Consider the following 17002-nt stretch of genomic DNA (forward strand, 5'->3'; position numbering starts at 1 on the left):
GTGCCGCTGGGGCGGCACGGGTGGGCGCAGGCGGCACCCCGCAACGCCGGGCAGCGCATCCCCCGGTCACCAGCCCAACCGGCGGAGCCCCCAGGTACCGTTCACCCCCATGCGCACCCTCCTGATCACGGGCCCCGGCGGCACCGGCCGTACCACCGTCGCCGCCGCCACCGCGCTCACCGCGGCCCGGCAGGGCACCCGCACCCTCCTCCTCGGCACCGACCGCGACGACACCCTCGGCGCCGCACTCGGCGTGCGCACCGGCCCGGCCCCGACCCCCGTCGAACCCGGCCTCACCGCCTGGCGCCCCGACGCCGCCCAGGGCTTCCGGGACGCCCTCGCCGCCCTCCAGGACCGCGCCGCCTCCGCGCTCGACCTGCTCGGCGCCTCCCGCCTCGACCCCGGGGAACTCACCCCGCTGCCCGGGGCCGACGACCTCGCCCTGCTGCGCGCCCTGCGCGAGGCCGCCCTCGCCGAGGCGCACGACCTCCTCGTCGTCGACCTCCCGCCCGCCCCGCGCGCCCTCGCCCTGCTGGCCGCGCCCGAGGAACTGCGCCGCGGCCTGCGCCGTCTGCTCCCGCCCGAGCGGCAGGCCGCCCGCGCCCTGCGCCCGGTCCTCGGCCGGCTCGCCGGCGTCCCCATGCCGACCGAGGCGCTGTACGAGGCCACCGCCCGCTGGGACCTGGAGCTCGCCGCCGCCGAGTCCGTCCTGGCCGACCGGAACACCGCCGTACGGCTGGTCGCCGAGCCCGGGCCGGCCGGAGCCGACGCCGTCCGCACCACCACTCTCGGCCTGGCCCTGCGCGGCCTGCGCACCGACCTGCTGATCGCCAACCGCGTGCTGCCCGAGGACACCCCGGCGGACAGCTGGCTCAGCGGCCCCCTCGCCCAGCAGCGCAAGACCCTGGAGGAGTGGCGGGGGGCGTACGACGTCCGCGCCGTCGGCCATCTCGGCCACGACCCGCGCGGCACGGACGACCTCGCGGCCCTCGCCGTGCCCGGCGTCGACCCGGACGCCTCCCCGGTCGAGTGGCCGGTCACCGACCGGCTGGCCGAGGACGGCGTGCTGGTCTGGCACATCCCGCTGCCCGGCGCCGTACGCGAGGAGCTCGACCTGGTCCGCCGCGGCGACGAACTGGTCGTCGCCGCCGGGCCGTTCCGCCGCACCGTCCCGCTGCCGTCGGCGCTGCGCCGCTGCACCGTCGAGGGGGCCGCCCTGCGCGACGGCACGCTCGCCGTCCGGTTCGCGCCCGACCCGGGGCTGTGGCCGCGGGGGCGATGACCGGCGGGGGCCCCGGAGCACCGGCCCGTTCGGGTAACGTCGTAAGGACGAACCGTAGTCAGGAGTCCGTCATGAGCGAAGAGCTCCCCCCGTCCGAGGCCCCCCGCCCCGACGAGGCCGACACGGTCGACGAGACGCGAGCGACCGAAGAGACCCGCGGGGCCGCAGAGCAGCCGCGGGCGAGCGACGCCGACGCCTGGGCGACCGCGTGCGCCGAGGACCTGGAGGCCGAGAAGGCCCGCCGCCGGGCCGCGTACGGGCCGCAGCCCGGCTCGGCCGCCGAGGAGCTGCGCCGGCTCGTCGACACCGTCGCGGACAAGCTGTCCGGTCTCCAGTCCCCTCTGCTCGGCCAGGTCGCCGGACCCGCCGCCCAGCAGGTGGTCCGACAGGTCGTCCAGCAGGCCAAGGCCGCCGTCGAACCGGTCATCGAGCGCAACCCGGACCTGTTCGACCACCTCGCCGCCGCCGGCGGCGAACTGCTCGCCGCCTACCGCTCCGCCGTCCAGAACCAGGAACGCCGCTGGACCACCGGCGACACCGCGCCCAAGGACCCGCGCGACCCCCGCGACCTGGACGAACGCGACACCGACGGCCGCGACGAGGACGACGGGGGCACCGGCCCGGGGCAGCGCATCGACCTGGACTGAGCCCCTCCTCGGGTACGGTTGCCCCTAGCGGGGCTCGACCGAACTGAGGGATTCATGGGACTCACCATCGGCGTCGACATCGGCGGCACGAAGATCGCGGCCGGCGTGGTCGACGAGGAAGGCAACATCCTCTCGACCCACAAGGTGCCGACCCCCACCACACCCGAGGCCATCGTGGACGCAATCGCCTCCGCGGTGGAGGGCGCGCGTGTGGGGCACGAGATCGTCGGCGTCGGAATCGGTGCCGCCGGATACGTCAACCGCCAGCGCTCCACGGTCTACTTCGCGCCCAACATCGACTGGCGCCAGGAGCCGCTCAAGGAGAAGGTCGAGGCCCGCGTCGGCCTCCCGGTCGTGGTGGAGAACGACGCCAACGCCGCGGCCTGGGGCGAGTACAAGTTCGGCGGCGGCAAGGGCCACCGCAACGTCATCTGCATCACCCTCGGCACCGGCCTCGGCGGCGGCATCATCATCGGCAACAAGCTGCGCCGCGGTCACTTCGGCGTCGCCGCCGAGTTCGGCCACATCCGCATGGTGCCCGACGGCCTGCTGTGCGGCTGCGGCTCGCAGGGCTGCTGGGAGCAGTACGCGTCGGGACGGGCGCTGGTGCGGTACGCCAAGCAGCGCGCCAACGCCACCCCCGAGCGCGCCGAGGTGCTGCTCGCGCTCGGCGACGGCACCCCCGACGGCATCGAGGGCAAGCACATCTCGGTCGCCGCCCGCCAGGGCTGCCCGGTCGCCGTCGACTCCTACCGGGAGCTGGCCCGCTGGGCCGGTGCCGGTCTCGCCGACCTGGCCTCGCTCTTCGACCCGTCCGCCTTCATCGTCGGCGGCGGCCTCTCGGACGAGGGCGACCTGGTCCTCGACCCGATCCGCAAGTCGTACAAGCGCTGGCTGGTCGGCGGCAACTGGCGCCCGGTCGCCGACGTGATCGCCGCCCGGCTCGGCAACAAGGCAGGCCTGGTCGGCGCCGCCGACCTGGCGAGAGAACCCGACCCGATCATGTAAGAAAGGCTCACTGTACGAGCCGAAGGGGCGCGGGGCGGAGTCCATTTGGGGCTCCGCCCCGCGGGCGCGACCAGCCACGACGAACCGGCAGTCGCCCACGAACCCCGCGCCCCGACCCATGAGGCGCCTGATCATGCGTTCCCGTAAATTGACGGCATGGCAACATCCCTCCCGGCGCTCCCCAACTCCCGCACCGAACCCGACGGTTCCGCGGTCATCCGCGTCCTGAGCTACAACATCCGCTCGCTGCGCGACGACACCGACGCCCTCGCCCGCGTCATCAAGGCATGCGCGCCCGACCTGGTCCTCCTCCAGGAGGCCCCCCGCTTCTTCCGCTGGCGCAAGAAGATCACTCGCCTGGCGCGTGCCGCCGACCTGGTCCTGCTCTCCGGCGGCGCCACCGCCGCCGGCCCCGCGCTGCTCTGCTCCCTGCGGGCCACCGTGGAACGCACCGAGGACGTGCTGCTCCCGCTCACCCCCGGCCGGCACCGCCGGGGCCTGGCCACCGCCGTGGTCCGGATCGGCGGCGCCCGCATCGGCGTACTCAGCTCCCACCTGTCGCTGACGCCGGAGGAGCGCCACGAGCAGGCGGGGATGCTCCTCGACCGGCTGGCCGGCCTCGGTGTGCCGCACGCCGTGGCGGGCGGCGACCTGAACGAGCGCCCCGGCGGCCGCACCTTCCGGCGGCTCGGCGAGGGGCTGCGCGACTGCTGGACCGCCGCGCCCTGGGGCGGCGAGTACACCTTCCCGGCCACCGCCCCGGACCGCCGTATCGACGCGGTCTTCGTCACCGAGGGCATCAAGGTGCTGGGCTGCGGGGTGCCGTCGGGACTGGCCGGGGTGGCCGAGGACGACCTGAGGGCGGCCACGGACCACCTTCCGGTCCTGACCGCCCTCCGCGTGCCCGCGACCGCCTGACCCCGGGGCCCGGCCGGCCACCCGGCTACACCACCGCGCCCCGCCCCGGATCGTCGTCGTCCTCGTCGCCCGTCCGCATCCGCACGACCAGGGTGGCGAAGCCGCCCAGGAAACCGCCGATGCTCAGGGTCGTCAGCCACCAGGTCATGTCCCAGCCGAGCACCACCGCCAGCAGGAGCAGCACCGGACCGCCGAGCACGCCCAGCCAGGCGAACTTCGAGGTGGGGTCGCTCTCCGGCAGCGGCGGCGGCTCGGGCGGCACGAAGTGGCCCTCGTCGTCCGCGTCGAAGTCGTCGTCGGACGGCTCGGCGGGCGTGTGGTCGCGGGGGCCGATGCCGGGCGCGAACGCGACGGAACTCCCCAGCGGCCGGTCCGAGGAGGGCCGGTCCGCCGCGGGCTTCTCGTCGTTCACCTCGGGCTCGAGCAGCGCCAGGTCCTCGACCGACTTGAACGGCTTGGCGCCCGGCGGGTCCGGGGGCTCCTCCCCGTACCCGGCGACGATCGAGGCCCAGGCGGCGTCCTCGTCGAAAGGCGCGTCCTGCGCCCCGGGCCCGCCGTCCGCCGCGCGCTCCCGTCCCTCGCGGTGCTCCCGCTCCAGGTCCCGCTCCTCGCGGTCCTCGCGGTCGGAGTCGTGCTCAGCCACCTGCGGTCGTCCCTTCCTTGCCGAGACCGGGCTCCGGTTCCCCCATGGAACCGGGCGCGAGCCGGCCGATGAACGCGACGCTCTCCGCGAAGATCCGGTCCGCATCGTGGTCCAACGTCGCCACGTGGTAGCTCTGTTCCAGCAGGATCTCCGTCACGTCCGTCGACGACACCCGGCCCAGGATCCGCGCCGAGTCGGCCGGCGGCACCACATGGTCCCGCGGGCTGCGCAGCAGCAGCAGCGGCTGCGTCACCTGCGGCAGGTCGCCGTCGGCGAGACGGAAGAAGGCGCGCAGCGAGTGCGCCGAGTGCAGCGGCACCCGGTCGTACCCCAGCTCCGCGCTGTGCGGCTTGGCGATGTCGCTGGCGATGCCCTTCGTCGCGGGCACCAGGTGGCGCAGGACCGGAAGGGCGTGCTGGGCGACGCCGTGCATCCTGTTCGCCGGGTTGACGACGACGATGCCCGACACCGCGTCCCCGTGCTTGGCGGCCAGCCGCAGCGCCAGCGCGCCGCCCATGGACAGACCGGCCACGAAGACGCGCTCGCAGCGCTCGCGCAGGGCCCGCAGCTCGCGGTCCACCTCCGCGTACCAGTCCTGCCAGCCGGTGACCTGCATGTCCTGCCAGCGCGTGCCGTGCCCGGGCAGCAGCGGCAGGGCCACGGTCAGGCCGCGCGCGGCAAGGTACCGGGCCCAGGGCCGCAGCGACTGCGGGGAACCGGTGAAACCGTGGCAGAGGAGGACGCCGACCTCACCGCCCTCGTGGCGGAACGGCTCGGCTCCGGGCAGGACCGACACGTCTCGGTCTCCTGTCGTCGGGGGTACTCGCGGGTCTTTCACCGTACGCGACCGCACGGACACCGACCAGGGCCGTCGGGGCCATTGACGGTGTCCCGGGATAGGGTCTGACCCACGGACACGGGAGGCACTGGGTTGTTGTACGGCGCGATGAAGGTCACCGTCGGGGGGTCGCTGAAGCTCGCCTTCCGGCCCTGGGTGGAGGGCCTGGAGCACATCCCGGCCGACGGCCCCGCCATTCTGGCGAGCAACCACCTGTCGTTCTCCGACTCGTTCTTCCTGCCGGCCGTCCTGGACCGCAAGGTGACCTTCATCGCCAAGGCCGAGTACTTCAACACCCCCGGGGTCAAGGGCCGGCTGACCGCCGCCTTCTTCAAGGGCGTGGGCCAGCTCCCGGTGGACCGCTCCGGCGCGCGCGGCGCGGGGGAGGCCGCCATCAAGAGCGGCATAGAGGTCCTGGAGCGCGGCGAGCTGTTCGGGATCTACCCCGAGGGCACCCGCTCCCCGGACGGCCGCCTCTACCGCGGCAAGCCGGGCGGGCTGGCGCGCGTGGCCCTCGCCGCCGGAGCGCCCGTGATCCCGGTCGCCATGATCGACACCGAGAAGATCCAGCCGCCCGGCCAGGTGATGCCGAAGCTGATGCGGCCCGGCATCCGTATCGGCAAGCCGCTGGACTTCGCCCGCTACCAGGGCATGGAGCACGACCGCTTCGTGCTCCGCGCGGTGACCGACGAGGTCATGTACGAGATCATGAAGCTCTCCGGCCAGGAGTACGTCGACATGTACGCGACCGCCATGAAGCGGCAGCTCGCGGAGGCGGCGAAGGCGGAGAAGGAAGCGGGCAAGGCGGCGAAGGCCGGGAAGGACCGGGCCGGGACGTAGCCCGGGAAGGGCCCGGGGAGGGGGGGACATGGCCAGGCGCGAGAGAGTCATGAGGATGTCGGTCGAGCAGCCACTGTGGCGCGCGCTCGCCGGCTACCGCGTGCTCACCATGCTGTACGCGATCGGCTTCTTCGCCACCGCCTACTCCGGCTTCGCCCGCCCCTGGCTCGCCGTCGCCTACTACGCGGTCCTCTTCGTCTGGACCCTGGCCACCCTCCCCAAGGTCGCGAACGCGGCGAGCTGCACCAAGCGGTTCCTCACCGCCGACCTCACGGTCGCGCTGGTCGGCATCCTGCTCACGCCCCTGGCCGACGCCCACGAACGCGTCGCGGACGGCGGCCCGACCCTGCCGTCGATATGGACCGCCGGGTCCGTGCTGGCCTTCGCCATCAAGGGCGGCTGGCGCTGGGCGGCCGTCGCCTCCACCCTCGTCGCCGCCGCCAACCTGGTCGAACGCGGCACACCGGCCCGCGACACCGTCCACAACGTCATCCTCGTCTGGGTCGCCTCCATCGCGATCGGCTACGTCGTCGAGGTCGCCCGCGCCTCCGAGCGCACCCTCGCGCGCGCCCTGGAGATCGAGGCGGCGACCAGGGAACGCGAGCGGCTGGCCCGGGACATCCACGACAGCGTCCTCCAGGTGCTGGCGATGGTGCAGCGCCGGGGCGCCGTCATCGGCGGCGAGGCGGCCGAACTGGGCCGGCTGGCCGGTGAGCAGGAGGTGGCCCTGCGCACCCTGGTCTCCGGCGGCCTGGTGCCCGTCTCCCGGGTGTCCGAGGACGCCGCCGACGGCGCGGTCGTACGGATGGTCGAGGAACGGGAGGGGGCTGACCCGGACGGTCCCGTCGACCTGCGCGCCCTGCTCGCCCCGTACGCCGGTTCCCTGGTGAACCTCGCCGAGCCGGGCGCCCCGGTCCTCCTGGCCCCGGGTGCCGCGCGGGAACTGGCCGCCGCCGTGGGCGCCGCGCTGGACAATGTCCGCGAGCACGTCGGCGAGCGGGCCCGCGCCTGGATCCTGGTCGAGGACGAACCGGACGAGGTGATCGTCACCGTCCGCGACGAGGGGCCGGGCATCCCGCCGGGGCGGCTCGCCGAGGCCGAGGGCGAGGGACGGCTCGGCGTGGCCCTGTCGATCCGCGGGCGGCTGCGCGACCTCGGCGGCACGGCCGAGCTGATCTCGGTGCCCGGACAGGGCACGGAGGTCGAACTGAAGGCACCGAAGAAGAACGCCGGCACCACCGCGCGGGGGAAGGCAGCGGACCATGAGTGAACGACAGGACCCAGAACGACACGACCCCGGCGGCCAGGACCCGATCAGGGTCATGGTGGTCGACGACCACCCGATGTGGCGCGACGCGGTCGCCCGGGACCTCGCCGAGGCCGGCTTCGACGTGGTCGCCACCGCGAGCGACGGCGACCAGGCGGTGCGCCGCGCCCGGGCCGCCGCCCCCGACGTCCTCGTGCTCGACCTCAACCTGCCCGGCAAGCCCGGCGTCCAGGTCTGCAAGGAGGTCGTCGGCACCGACCCGAAGCTGCGCGTGCTCGTGCTCTCGGCGAGCGGGGAGCACGCCGACGTGCTGGAGGCGGTCAAGTCCGGCGCGACCGGGTACCTGCTGAAGTCCGCCTCCACCGAGGAGCTGCGCGACGCGGTGCGCCGCACGGCCGCAGGGGACCCGGTCTTCACCCCGGGGCTCGCCGGACTCGTCCTCGGCGAGTACCGCCGTCTGGCCTCCGAACCCGCCCCCGCCGCGGGCACCGACGACCCCGGCGCGCCCCGGCTCACCGACCGGGAGACCGAGGTGCTGCGCCTGGTCGCCAAGGGCCTGAGCTACAAGCAGATCGCCGAACGCCTCGTCATCTCGCACCGCACCGTGCAGAACCACGTCCAGAACACCCTCGGCAAGCTCCAGCTGCACAACCGGGTGGAGCTGGTGCGGTACGCGATAGAACGGGGTCTGGACGACGCGTGACCCGCGCGGGACAGTGGAGTGGCCTCAACCACCCACTGTGGCAAGGGGATTACGCGATGAAGGTCGGAGTACTGACCGGAGGCGGCGACTGCCCCGGGCTCAACGCCGTCATCCGGGCCGTCGTCCGCAAGGGCGTCCAGGAGTACGGCTACGACTTCACCGGCTTCCGGGACGGCTGGCGCGGCCCCCTGGAGGGCGACACCGTCCCGCTCGACATCCCGGCCGTCCGCGGCATCCTGCCCCGCGGCGGCACCGTCCTCGGCTCCTCGCGCACCAACCCGCTCCAGCAGCGGGACGGCATCCGGCGCATCAAGGACAACCTCGCCGCACTCGGCGTCGAGGCCCTCATCACCATCGGCGGCGAGGACACCCTCGGCGTCGCCACCCGTCTCGCGGACGAGTACGGCGTGCCCTGCGTCGGCGTCCCCAAGACCATCGACAACGACCTGTCCGCCACCGACTACACCTTCGGCTTCGACACCGCCGTCGGCATCGCCACGGAGGCCATCGACCGGCTGCACACCACCGCCGAGTCCCACATGCGCGTCCTGGTCGTCGAGGTCATGGGCCGGCACGCCGGCTGGATCGCCCTGCACTCGGGCCTGGCCGGCGGCGCCAACGTCATCCTCATCCCCGAGCAGCGCTTCGACGTCGAGCAGGTGTGCGCCTGGGTGACCTCCCGCTTCCGGGCCTCCTACGCCCCGATCGTGGTCGTCGCCGAGGGCGCGATGCCGCGCGACGGCGACATGGTGCTCAAGGACGAGTCGCTGGACTCCTACGGGCACGTCCGGCTGTCCGGGGTCGGCGAGTGGCTGGCCAAGCAGATCGAGAAACGCACCGGCAACGAGGCCCGCACCACCGTCCTCGGCCACGTCCAGCGCGGCGGCACCCCCAGCGCCTTCGACCGCTGGCTCGCCACCCGCTTCGGACTGCACGCCGTCGACTGCGTGCACGACGGGGACTTCGGCAAGATGGTCGCCCTGCGCGGCACGGACATCGTCCGCGTCCCGATCGCCGAGGCCACGGCCCGGCTGAAGACCGTCGACCCGGCGCTGTACGAGGAGGTCGGTGTGTTCTTCGGCTGACCGCCGAGGGACCTGCCGCCGACCGGCGACGGTGGGCCGAGGGCCGTATATTCGGCCCGGAGCCCACCACGACGGGAGCGGTCATGGAGATCCTTGCCTTCGGCGTCCAGGCCGACGAGAAGCCCCTGATCGAGCGGGCCTTCCGCGACCACGGGGACGTCCGCTGCCTGGACGTCTTCCTCAACGAGGACACCGCCCCCATCGCGGCGGGACACGAGATCGTCTCCACGTCCGTCAACGCCGACCTCGGCGCGGCCGTCCTGGAGATCCTGGCGGCCGGCGGCACCAGGATGGTGGCCCAGCGCTCCACCGGCTTCAACAACGTCGACCTGGACACGGCCGACCGGCTCGGCATGACCGTCGCCCGGGTGTCGTACTACTCGCCCCACTCGGTCGCCGAGTTCGCCTGGGCCCTCGCCATGGCCGTCAACCGGCGGATCGTGCGCGCCTCCATCCGCACCCGCGACTTCGACTTCCGGCTCGACGGCCTGATGGGCCGGGACCTGCACGGCCGCACCGCCGGCGTGCTCGGCACCGGCAAGATCGGCGAGGCCTTCGCCCGGATCGCCCACGGCTTCGGCATGCGGCTGCTCGGCTGGGACGTCGCCGAGAACCCGGCCTGCGCCCAGCTGGGCATGCGCTACGTCCCGAAGGACGAGCTGCTGGCCCGCTCCGACCTGATCACCCTGCACGTCCCGCTGATGGCCGAGACCCGGCACCTGATCGACGCGGCCGCCCTGAAGGCGATGCGCGACGACGCCATCCTGATCAACTCCAGCCGCGGCGGCCTGATCGACACCGCGGCCCTCGTCGGCGAACTGCGCGCGGGCCGCTTCGCGGGCGTCGGCCTGGACGTGTACGAGGCGGAGGCGGGCCTGTTCTTCCTCGACAAGTCCCTGGAGGCCGTCGAGGACGACACCCTGGCCCGCCTCGTCACCTTCCCGAACGTCCTGGTCACCTCGCACCAGGCCTACTACACCGAGGACGCCGTCGGCCAGATCGTCGACACGACGGTGCGCAACGTCCTCGACTACCGGGCGGGCCGCCGCTCGGAGAACGTGCTCGTACCGCGCAGCTGACCGGCCAGCTCCCGCACGATCGCGGTGCCGTTCAGCGTCAGCACCGACTCGGGGTGGAACTGGACGCCCGCGAAGCCGCCGCCGCGCAGCGCGTGCACCTCGCCGGCCGCCGAGCGGCTCACCTCGATGCCGCGGGCGGCCAGCTCCCGGGCCGTCCCGTCGTCGCAGCGCGCGGTGAAGCTGTTGTAGAAGCCGACCGTCTCCGGCCGCCCGAACAGGTCGATCCCGGTCTGCGCACCCTGGTACGGCACCTCCTTGCGGACGATGTCCAGCCCCAGCTCCGCCGCGATCAGCTCGTGCCCGAGGCAGACGCCGAGGACGCCGTGCCGGTTCGCCCCGAGCACCTCGGCGGTCAGCGACCGCAGGAAACGCATCTTCGGGTCGGCCGGGTCCGAGGGGTCACCGGGACCCGGCCCCAGCACCACCGGGCCGCCCTCGTGCCCGAGCACCGCCTCGCGCAGCCCCGGCCCGTCGTACCGCCGTACGCTCACCGCCAGCCCCGAGGAGCGCAGCAGGTGCGCGAGCATCGCCGTGAAGGTGTCCTCCGCGTCGACCACCAGGGCGTGCCCGGACAGCTCGGCCGACGGCTCCTGCATCCGCAGCCAGAACGGGGCCAGGGAGGCGCGGCGCCCGTCCAGCGCCGCCCGCACCCGGGGGTCGTCGGCCAGCCGCGGACGCCCGGCCCCGGTACGCGGGCGGGACGGGCGTACGCCCAGCGCCGCCAGCACGCCGGCCGCCTTGGCGTGGGTCTCCGCGACCTCGCCCGCCGGGTCCGAGCCGCGTACCAGCGTGGCGCCGACCGGCACCCGCAGCCGCCCGGCCGCGTCGATGTCGGCGGTGCGGATCAGGATGGGGGAGTCCAGGGTCTGCGGGCCGGGCAGCCCAGGTCCGTCGCCCGGGTCCCGGCCGAGCAGCGCCAGCGCGCCCGCGTAGTAGCCCCGCCCGCCGGTCTCGTGCCGCTCGATGACCCGGCAGGCGTTCTGCACCGGCGAGCCGGTGACCGTCGCCGCGAACATGGTCTCCCGCAGCACCTCCCGCGCGTCCAGGGACGACTTGCCGCGCAGCTCGTACTCGGTGTGCGCGAGGTGCGCCATCTCCTTGAGCCGCGGCCCGACGACCACCCCGCCCATGTCGCCGACGGTGCACATCATCTTCAGTTCCTCGTCGACGACCATCGACAGCTCCTCGATCTCCTTGCCGTCGGCCAGGAAGTCGAGCAGGTGCTCGGGGGTCGGGCCCTCGGCGGGGTAGCGGTACGTGCCGCTGATCGGGTTCATGACGACCGTGCCCCCGGACATCCGCACGTGCACCTCCGGGCTGGCCCCCACCAGCGTGCGGTCCCCGGTGTGCACGACGAACGTCCAGTACGCGCCCCGCTCGCCCTCCAGGAGCCGCCGGAACAGGGCCAGCGCGTCGGCCCGCCCGAACCCGGGAATCCGCCCCTCGTAGGTCCGCCGGATCACGAAGTTGGCGCCCTCGCCGCGCCCGATCTCCTCGTCGAGCACCCGGCCGACGATCCGCGCGTACTCCTCGTCGCCGACGTCGAAGCCGCCGCCCTCGACCCGCACCTCGTGCGCGGGCAGCCGCTCCAGCGCCTCGGCGAGCGGGATGTCGTGGCGCTCCTCGGGGGTGAGCATCAGCAGCGGGGTGCCGTCGTCACGGACGTCGAAGCCGCGCTCGCGGATCTGCCGGAAGGGGACGAGCGCCAGCCCCTCGTCGGGCAGGTCGGCCAGTCCGTCGTGCTCCGTGACCGGGCCGAGCAGCAGTTCCACGAGGTCGTGGTCGTGGCCCGGGGCGCGGCGGCGGAGCAGGGCGAAGGGGCGGGGATCGGTCAGGAGGCTGTCGAGCGGCGTCATGGTCCGTGTCCTTCTCGGTTCGTCGGTGAGGAGGAACGGACCCGGGCTCGAAAACACCGAAGGCCGCCCCTCGGGCGGCCTTCGCGAAGTCTTGCGTACGCGCAGTCAGTGGGCCGCCAAACGAGCGGTCCACCACCAGTTCTGGATCGAGTGCGCGAACATGGGGCGCAGCCTACCCCACCGCGCCCCGTCCACAGGGCGTTACGCCCGTCTCACTCTCTGGGCATCGGGCCTGAGCACCTACCCGACCCCGTAGTGTTGGGGCCGTGACCGTGAACGCTAAGACCAGCCCGAGCGCTGGCAACACCTGGCGAGACCTGCCCGCGGCGCAGCAGCCCGAGTACCCCGACACCGAGGCTCTGCGCGCAGTGATCGCGGACCTCGAGTCGTATCCGCCGCTCGTCTTCGCGGGCGAGTGCGACCAGCTGCGTGCCCGGATGGCGGCCGTCGCCAAGGGAGAGGCGTTCCTCCTCCAGGGTGGCGACTGCGCCGAGGCCTTCGACGCGGTGTCCGCGGACCACATCCGCAGCAAGCTCAAGACCCTCCTCCAGATGGGCGCCGTCCTCACCTACGCCGCGTCCGTGCCCGTGGTGAAGGTCGGCCGGATCGCCGGGCAGTACTCCAAGCCCCGTTCCAAGCCGACCGAGACCCGCGACGGCGTGACGCTGCCGACCTACCGCGGCGACTCCGTCAACGGCTTCGACTTCACCGAGGCGGCCCGGATCCCGGACCCCGAGCGGCTCAAGCGCATGTACCACGCCTCGGCGTCCACGCTGAACCTGGTGCGCGCCTTCACCACCGGCGGCTACGCCGACCTGCGCCAGGTGCACGCCTGGAACCAGGACTTCGTGAAGTCCTCCCCCTCCGGCCAGCGCTACGAGCAGCTCGCCAGGGAGATCGACAACGCGCTGAACTTCATGCGGGCCTGCGGGACGGACCCGGCCGAGTTCCAGACCGTCGAGTTCTTCTCCTCGCACGAGGCGCTGCTGCTCGACTACGAGTCGGCCCTCACCCGCGTCGACTCGCGCACCGGGCAGCTGTACGACGTCTCCGGTCACATGGTGTGGATCGGTGAGCGCACCCGGCAGCTGGACCACGCGCACATCGAGTTCGCCTCGCGGATCCGCAACCCGATCGGCATCAAGCTCGGCCCGACGACGACGGCCGAGGAGGCGCTGCAGTACATCGAGCGGCTGGACCCGGAGCGCGAGCCCGGGCGGCTGACCTTCATCGTCCGGATGGGCGCGGACAAGATCCGCGACAAGCTCCCGGAGTTGGTGGAGAAGGTCACCGCCTCCGGCGCCACCGTCGCCTGGATCACCGACCCGATGCACGGCAACACCTACGAGGCGGCCTCCGGCCACAAGACCCGCCGCTTCGACGACGTGCTCGACGAGGTCAAGGGCTTCTTCGAGGTGCACAAGTCGCTCGGCACCCACCCGGGCGGCATCCACGTGGAGCTGACCGGCGACGACGTCACCGAGTGCGTGGGCGGCGGCGACGAGATCTTCGTCGACGACCTGCACCAGCGCTACGAGACGGCCTGCGACCCGCGGCTCAACCGCAGCCAGTCGCTCGACCTGGCGTTCCTGGTGGCGGAGATGTACCGGGACCAGTGACGGTCCGCCCCCGGGCGGGCGGGTGAAATGGGGCGCGGGTCACACGGGATCCGCGCCCCTCCCACTTTTGCCGGCCTTGCGCGATGGGTAAGGTTAGGTTTGCCTCACCGATCAGTCGGGCCCTCCGGTCGTCGGTACGGCACGACCTTTGTACCCCGCCCGGGAGGTGAACCGCGTGTTCGTCTGCAGCTGCTTCGGTGTCACCGAGGAACAGGTGAAGAGCCACGCGGAGGCCGGTGCGTGCACTCCCCGGCAGATCGCCTCCGCCTGCAAGGCGGGCACCGACTGCGGCGGCTGCGTGCGGCGCATCCAGGCCCTGCTCGGGCGCGGCGCCTGCCCCCGCCGGCAGCTGGCCGACCAGGGCGCCCCGGTCCTCTCGGAGCTTCCCGAGGCGGCCTGAGGGCCTGCCCCGCCCTAGAGCGAGCCCGGTCCCGACGGGTCCGGCTGGGTCTGCTCGATGACCGTCGACAGGTACAGCGACTCGCCCAGCTTCTCGATCAGGTCGAGCTGGGTCTCCAGGTAGTCGATGTGGTGCTCCTCGTCGGCGAGGATCGCCTCGAAGACGTTGGCCGACGTGATGTCGTGCTTGGCCCGCATCACCTCGATGCCCCGGCGCAGCCGGTCGATCGCCTCCAGCTCGATCTCCCGGTCGGCCTGGAACATCTCGGTCACGCTCTGGCCGACCCGCACGTGGAAGAGCCGCTGGTAGTTCGGCAGGCCGTCCAGGAGCAGGATGCGGTCGGTGAGCACCTCGGCGTGGCGCATCTCGTCGAAGGACTCCGCGCGCGTGTACTTCGCGAGCTTGGTCCAGCCCTTGTGGTCCTGCAGCTTCGCGTGCAGGAAGTACTGGTTGATGGCCGTGAGCTCGGCGGTCAGCTGCTCATTGAGGAACTCGATGACTTCCGGGTCGCCCTGCATCGCTTGACGCTCCTTCGAACGGGAACAGGCGTGTTGCGCGGCATGATTGCACCGGCATCGAAAATCGTCCAGTAAGTCTCGACTTAGTAAGTAAGTACAGGCTTAGTTGGTTTAGTGGGCATTGTGGGCTTTTGCCCGAATGTAAGTGGGGTGGGTCAGGGGCATCGGTCCGGGTCTGTCAGGATGGAGGCATGGGTCAGCCGGTGGAACACGGATCGGGAGCGGACGGTTCGCAAGGAGCGTCGCGGTTCGAGCTCCCGCCCGGGCAGCGACTGCAGCGCGGCTGGCCCGTCACGCACTACGGACCGGTTCCCAAGTTCCGTCCCGAGCGCTGGGAGTTCCGGGTCTTCGGCGCCACCACCGACGACGAGAAGCACGGCTGGACCCACGACGAGTTCGGCGCCCTGCCCTACACCACGGTCGTCGGCGACCTGCACTGCGTCACGAAGTTCAGCATGCTCGGCGCCGAGTGGGGCGGCGTCCCGGCCGCCACGATCCTGGAGCTGGCCCCGCCCGCGCCCGCCGTCACCCACGTGATGGTGTGGGCCGAGTACGGCTTCAGCTCCAACCTCAGGCTGTCCGACTTCGCCGCCGAGCGCACCCTCTTCGCCACCCACAAGGACGGCGAGCTGCTCACCGCCGAGCACGGCTTCCCGCTGCGGCTGGTCGTGCCCCACCTGTACGCCTGGAAGGGCCCGAAGTGGGTGCGCGGCATCGAGTACATGACCGCCGACCGGCGCGGTTTCTGGGAGGAGCGCGGCTACCACAACATCGGCGACCCCTGGCGGGAGCAGCGCTACTCCTACCAGGAGGAGCCGGGAGACGGCCCCGAGCCGTGACCCGCCGAGCCGCGACCCGCCGTACGGCCCCCGCGGGTCAGCCGTCGCGGGCCCTCGCGGGTCAGCCGTCGCGCAGCTTCTTCAGCCGCGCCACGTCCGCCGCGTGCCCCTCCTTGCCGCCGGGCGTCTCGATGACCAGCGGCACGCCCTCGGTCGCCGGGTGCGTCATCAGCGCGCGGAACGGGTCCTCGCCGATGTGACCGGCGCCGATGTTCTCGTGCCGGTCCTTGTGCGCGCCCGCCACGTCCTTGGAGTCGTTGGCGTGGATCAGCTTCAGCCGCCCCTCGCCGACGGTGTCCACCAGCAGATCGAGGGTCTGGTGCATGCCGGACGGCCCGGTCAGGTCGTGCCCCGCCGCGAAGATGTGGCAGGTGTCCAGGCACACGCCCAGCTTCGGATGGGCGTCCAGCGCCTCGAAGTACGGCCCGAAGTCCCAGGTCCGCGAGCACAGCGAGGCGCCCTGCCCCGCCGTCGACTCCAACAGCAGGTACGGGTCGTCGTCGTGGGTCAGCTCGTCGAGCAGCGGCAGCAGGTGCTCGCGCACCTGCTTCAGCGCCACCGACCTCTCCCGTCCGCCGGTCGCGCTCCCGGTGTGCACCACCACGCCGAGCGCCCCGATGGCCCGCCCCCGCCGCAGCGAGTGCCGCAGCGACTCGACTGACCGCTCCACGGTCGCCTCGGTGTGCGAGCCGAAGTTGATCAGGTACGGCGCGTGCACGTACGCCGGGACCGATCCGGCCGCGCAGGCCTCGCGGAAGGCCTCGTCCTGCTTCGGGTTGCCGGCCGGGGTGGCCCAGCCGCGCGGGTTGGCGACGAAGACCTGCACGGTCTCCGCCTTCAGCTCACGGGCGTAGGACAGGCCGACGGAGTGCAGCCCGCCCGCCACCGGGACGTGGCCGCCGACGGGATTGCGCGGCAGGGGGGAGGAAGATGCGGAAGATGCGGTGCTCATGTCCGCACCAAGGATGCCAGGACGTGTGGACGGGCCCCGGATCAGGGTACGACTGCACCAGCGCACCGGCGCTGCCGAGCCAGGGGAGGGTGCACATGGGGGACGTCGTCAGCTTCGCGCTGCCGGACGGCGGCCGGGTCATGGTCGAACCGGCCGACGAGGACGTCTACGGCCTGCAGGAGATCTCGGTCAACGGGAGCACGGTCGTCCGGCGGGCCCAGGAGGGACTCGGCGAGGCCCTCGACGGCATCCGGCGCATGGCCGCCGAGGCGCACACCCGCATGACGTCCCTCGACGTCGCCCCGAAACGGCTGGAACTGGAGTTCGGGGTGAAGCTGAGCGGGGAGGCCGGTGCCGTCGTGGCCAAGGCGACGGGAGAGGCCCACCTGATCGTGCGTGCCGTGTGGGAGAGCTAGGCGGCGCCCAGCCCGGGGGGCCGGGTGTCCGGATCCGGCCGCGGGGGAGTGAGGCCCTCTCCCGCACCGCACCCGGATCCGCCTACCATGCA

The 17002-nt window shown here is 72.9% G+C and carries 19 protein-coding genes; 13 read left to right on the forward strand and 6 right to left on the reverse strand.

Annotated features, from left to right (window positions below; translation table 11 throughout):
• The first annotated feature begins 109 nt into the window (after positions 1 to 109).
• From ACH4D3_RS33610 to ACH4D3_RS33625, 4 genes are all read left to right on the forward strand, one after another.
• Positions 110 to 1282 (forward strand): ArsA family ATPase, encoded by a 1173-nt coding sequence (locus ACH4D3_RS33610; RefSeq protein WP_398330166.1) that lies wholly within the window; start codon positions 110 to 112, stop codon positions 1280 to 1282.
• 71 nt (positions 1283 to 1353) lie between these two features.
• Positions 1354 to 1929: a carbon catabolit repression protein gene (locus tag ACH4D3_RS33615; RefSeq protein WP_398330169.1), complete on the forward strand. Its 576-nt coding sequence runs from the start codon at positions 1354 to 1356 to the stop codon at positions 1927 to 1929.
• Between the two features lie 54 nt (positions 1930 to 1983).
• Positions 1984 to 2937, forward strand: coding sequence for an ROK family glucokinase (locus ACH4D3_RS33620; protein WP_019327958.1), 954 nt, complete (start codon positions 1984 to 1986; stop codon positions 2935 to 2937).
• Between the two features lie 156 nt (positions 2938 to 3093).
• Positions 3094 to 3855 carry an endonuclease/exonuclease/phosphatase family protein gene (locus ACH4D3_RS33625; protein WP_398330173.1) on the forward strand — a complete coding sequence of 254 codons (762 nt, stop codon included), beginning with the start codon at positions 3094 to 3096 and terminating at the stop codon, positions 3853 to 3855.
• A gap of 25 nt (positions 3856 to 3880) precedes the next feature.
• Here ACH4D3_RS33625 and ACH4D3_RS33630 read toward each other — a convergent pair whose 3' ends face one another.
• On the reverse strand, positions 3881 to 4498 hold the full coding sequence (locus ACH4D3_RS33630; RefSeq protein WP_398330176.1) for a hypothetical protein: 618 nt from the start codon (positions 4496 to 4498) through the stop codon (positions 3881 to 3883).
• Positions 4491 to 5294, reverse strand: coding sequence for an alpha/beta hydrolase (locus ACH4D3_RS33635; protein ID WP_398330179.1), 804 nt, complete (start codon positions 5292 to 5294; stop codon positions 4491 to 4493). The genes ACH4D3_RS33630 and ACH4D3_RS33635 overlap by 8 nt, the downstream gene beginning before the upstream one ends.
• Before the next feature lie 150 nt (positions 5295 to 5444).
• Here ACH4D3_RS33635 and ACH4D3_RS33640 point away from each other — a divergent pair, with 150 nt between their 5' ends.
• The 5 genes from ACH4D3_RS33640 (at position 5445) to ACH4D3_RS33660 (ending at position 10310) form a co-directional block, all read left to right on the forward strand.
• Positions 5445 to 6176, forward strand: coding sequence for a lysophospholipid acyltransferase family protein (locus tag ACH4D3_RS33640; protein ID WP_398330181.1), 732 nt, complete (start codon positions 5445 to 5447; stop codon positions 6174 to 6176).
• A gap of 28 nt (positions 6177 to 6204) precedes the next feature.
• Positions 6205 to 7446, forward strand: a complete 1242-nt coding sequence (macS, locus tag ACH4D3_RS33645) for a MacS family sensor histidine kinase (RefSeq protein ID WP_398330183.1) — start codon at positions 6205 to 6207, stop codon at positions 7444 to 7446.
• Positions 7439 to 8146 carry a response regulator gene (locus tag ACH4D3_RS33650; protein ID WP_398330186.1) on the forward strand — a complete coding sequence of 236 codons (708 nt, stop codon included), beginning with the start codon at positions 7439 to 7441 and terminating at the stop codon, positions 8144 to 8146. Before macS ends, ACH4D3_RS33650 begins: the two co-directional genes overlap by 8 nt.
• 56 nt (positions 8147 to 8202) lie before the next feature.
• Positions 8203 to 9231, forward strand: coding sequence for a 6-phosphofructokinase (locus ACH4D3_RS33655; RefSeq protein WP_165287451.1), 1029 nt, complete (start codon positions 8203 to 8205; stop codon positions 9229 to 9231).
• Between the two features lie 83 nt (positions 9232 to 9314).
• On the forward strand, positions 9315 to 10310 hold the full coding sequence (locus ACH4D3_RS33660; protein WP_398330189.1) for a 2-hydroxyacid dehydrogenase: 996 nt from the start codon (positions 9315 to 9317) through the stop codon (positions 10308 to 10310).
• Here the strand turns inward: ACH4D3_RS33660 and ACH4D3_RS33665 are convergent.
• Together ACH4D3_RS33665 and ACH4D3_RS33670 are read right to left on the reverse strand one after the other, a co-directional pair.
• Positions 10262 to 12166, reverse strand: coding sequence for an anthranilate synthase family protein (locus ACH4D3_RS33665; RefSeq protein WP_398330192.1), 1905 nt, complete (start codon positions 12164 to 12166; stop codon positions 10262 to 10264). The two genes, ACH4D3_RS33660 and ACH4D3_RS33665, sit on opposite strands and share 49 nt — an antisense overlap.
• A gap of 105 nt (positions 12167 to 12271) precedes the next feature.
• The gene (locus ACH4D3_RS33670) at positions 12272 to 12328 is read right to left on the reverse strand and encodes a trp operon leader peptide (RefSeq protein ID WP_398330599.1); all 57 of its coding nucleotides are present in this window, start codon (positions 12326 to 12328) and stop codon (positions 12272 to 12274) included.
• A 104-nt stretch (positions 12329 to 12432) separates the two neighbouring features.
• Here ACH4D3_RS33670 and ACH4D3_RS33675 point away from each other — a divergent pair, with 104 nt between their 5' ends.
• Both ACH4D3_RS33675 and ACH4D3_RS33680 read left to right on the forward strand, forming a co-directional pair.
• Positions 12433 to 13785: a class II 3-deoxy-7-phosphoheptulonate synthase gene (locus ACH4D3_RS33675; protein ID WP_398330195.1), complete on the forward strand. Its 1353-nt coding sequence runs from the start codon at positions 12433 to 12435 to the stop codon at positions 13783 to 13785.
• A 166-nt stretch (positions 13786 to 13951) separates the two neighbouring features.
• Positions 13952 to 14185 (forward strand): bacterioferritin-associated ferredoxin, encoded by a 234-nt coding sequence (locus ACH4D3_RS33680; RefSeq protein ID WP_164883559.1) that lies wholly within the window; start codon positions 13952 to 13954, stop codon positions 14183 to 14185.
• Positions 14186 to 14199: 14 nt separating this feature from the next.
• On the opposite strand, the gene bfr is transcribed toward ACH4D3_RS33680, so the two are convergent.
• Positions 14200 to 14703 carry a bacterioferritin gene (gene bfr / locus ACH4D3_RS33685; RefSeq protein ID WP_007448529.1) on the reverse strand — a complete coding sequence of 168 codons (504 nt, stop codon included), beginning with the start codon at positions 14701 to 14703 and terminating at the stop codon, positions 14200 to 14202.
• Positions 14704 to 14894: 191 nt separating this feature from the next.
• Between bfr and ACH4D3_RS33690 the strand changes: the two genes are divergently transcribed.
• Positions 14895 to 15542 carry a sulfite oxidase-like oxidoreductase gene (locus ACH4D3_RS33690; protein WP_398330198.1) on the forward strand — a complete coding sequence of 216 codons (648 nt, stop codon included), beginning with the start codon at positions 14895 to 14897 and terminating at the stop codon, positions 15540 to 15542.
• Positions 15543 to 15603: 61 nt separating this feature from the next.
• Here ACH4D3_RS33690 and ACH4D3_RS33695 read toward each other — a convergent pair whose 3' ends face one another.
• A complete protein-coding gene (locus ACH4D3_RS33695; RefSeq protein ID WP_398330200.1) occupies positions 15604 to 16494 on the reverse strand; it encodes a deoxyribonuclease IV in 891 nt (296 codons plus the stop codon).
• 95 nt (positions 16495 to 16589) lie between these two features.
• Between ACH4D3_RS33695 and ACH4D3_RS33700 the strand changes: the two genes are divergently transcribed.
• On the forward strand, positions 16590 to 16910 hold the full coding sequence (locus ACH4D3_RS33700; RefSeq protein WP_398330203.1) for a CU044_2847 family protein: 321 nt from the start codon (positions 16590 to 16592) through the stop codon (positions 16908 to 16910).
• Positions 16911 to 17002 lie beyond the last annotated feature (92 nt).

It is taken from the genome of Streptomyces sp. NPDC018026, assembly GCF_044327745.1.
GTDB lineage: Bacteria > Actinomycetota > Actinomycetes > Streptomycetales > Streptomycetaceae > Streptomyces > Streptomyces rubrogriseus.

Excerpts from the sequence above, each read along its gene's own strand:
- ACH4D3_RS33610 (WP_398330166.1), top strand. The coding sequence starts at position 110 with ATGCGCACCCTCCTGATCACGGGCCCCGGCGGCACCGGCCGTACCACC.
- ACH4D3_RS33615 (WP_398330169.1), top strand. The coding sequence starts at position 1,354 with ATGAGCGAAGAGCTCCCCCCGTCCGAGGCCCCCCGCCCCGACGAGGCC.
- ACH4D3_RS33620 (WP_019327958.1), top strand. The coding sequence starts at position 1,984 with ATGGGACTCACCATCGGCGTCGACATCGGCGGCACGAAGATCGCGGCC.
- ACH4D3_RS33625 (WP_398330173.1), top strand. The coding sequence starts at position 3,094 with ATGGCAACATCCCTCCCGGCGCTCCCCAACTCCCGCACCGAACCCGAC.
- ACH4D3_RS33640 (WP_398330181.1), top strand. The coding sequence starts at position 5,445 with ATGAAGGTCACCGTCGGGGGGTCGCTGAAGCTCGCCTTCCGGCCCTGG.
- macS (WP_398330183.1), top strand. The coding sequence starts at position 6,205 with ATGGCCAGGCGCGAGAGAGTCATGAGGATGTCGGTCGAGCAGCCACTG.
- ACH4D3_RS33650 (WP_398330186.1), top strand. The coding sequence starts at position 7,439 with ATGAGTGAACGACAGGACCCAGAACGACACGACCCCGGCGGCCAGGAC.
- ACH4D3_RS33655 (WP_165287451.1), top strand. The coding sequence starts at position 8,203 with ATGAAGGTCGGAGTACTGACCGGAGGCGGCGACTGCCCCGGGCTCAAC.
- ACH4D3_RS33660 (WP_398330189.1), top strand. The coding sequence starts at position 9,315 with ATGGAGATCCTTGCCTTCGGCGTCCAGGCCGACGAGAAGCCCCTGATC.
- ACH4D3_RS33665 (WP_398330192.1), bottom strand. The coding sequence starts at position 12,166 with ATGACGCCGCTCGACAGCCTCCTGACCGATCCCCGCCCCTTCGCCCTG.
- bfr (WP_007448529.1), bottom strand. The coding sequence starts at position 14,703 with ATGCAGGGCGACCCGGAAGTCATCGAGTTCCTCAATGAGCAGCTGACC.
- ACH4D3_RS33690 (WP_398330198.1), top strand. The coding sequence starts at position 14,895 with ATGGGTCAGCCGGTGGAACACGGATCGGGAGCGGACGGTTCGCAAGGA.
- ACH4D3_RS33695 (WP_398330200.1), bottom strand. The coding sequence starts at position 16,494 with ATGAGCACCGCATCTTCCGCATCTTCCTCCCCCCTGCCGCGCAATCCC.
- ACH4D3_RS33700 (WP_398330203.1), top strand. The coding sequence starts at position 16,590 with ATGGGGGACGTCGTCAGCTTCGCGCTGCCGGACGGCGGCCGGGTCATG.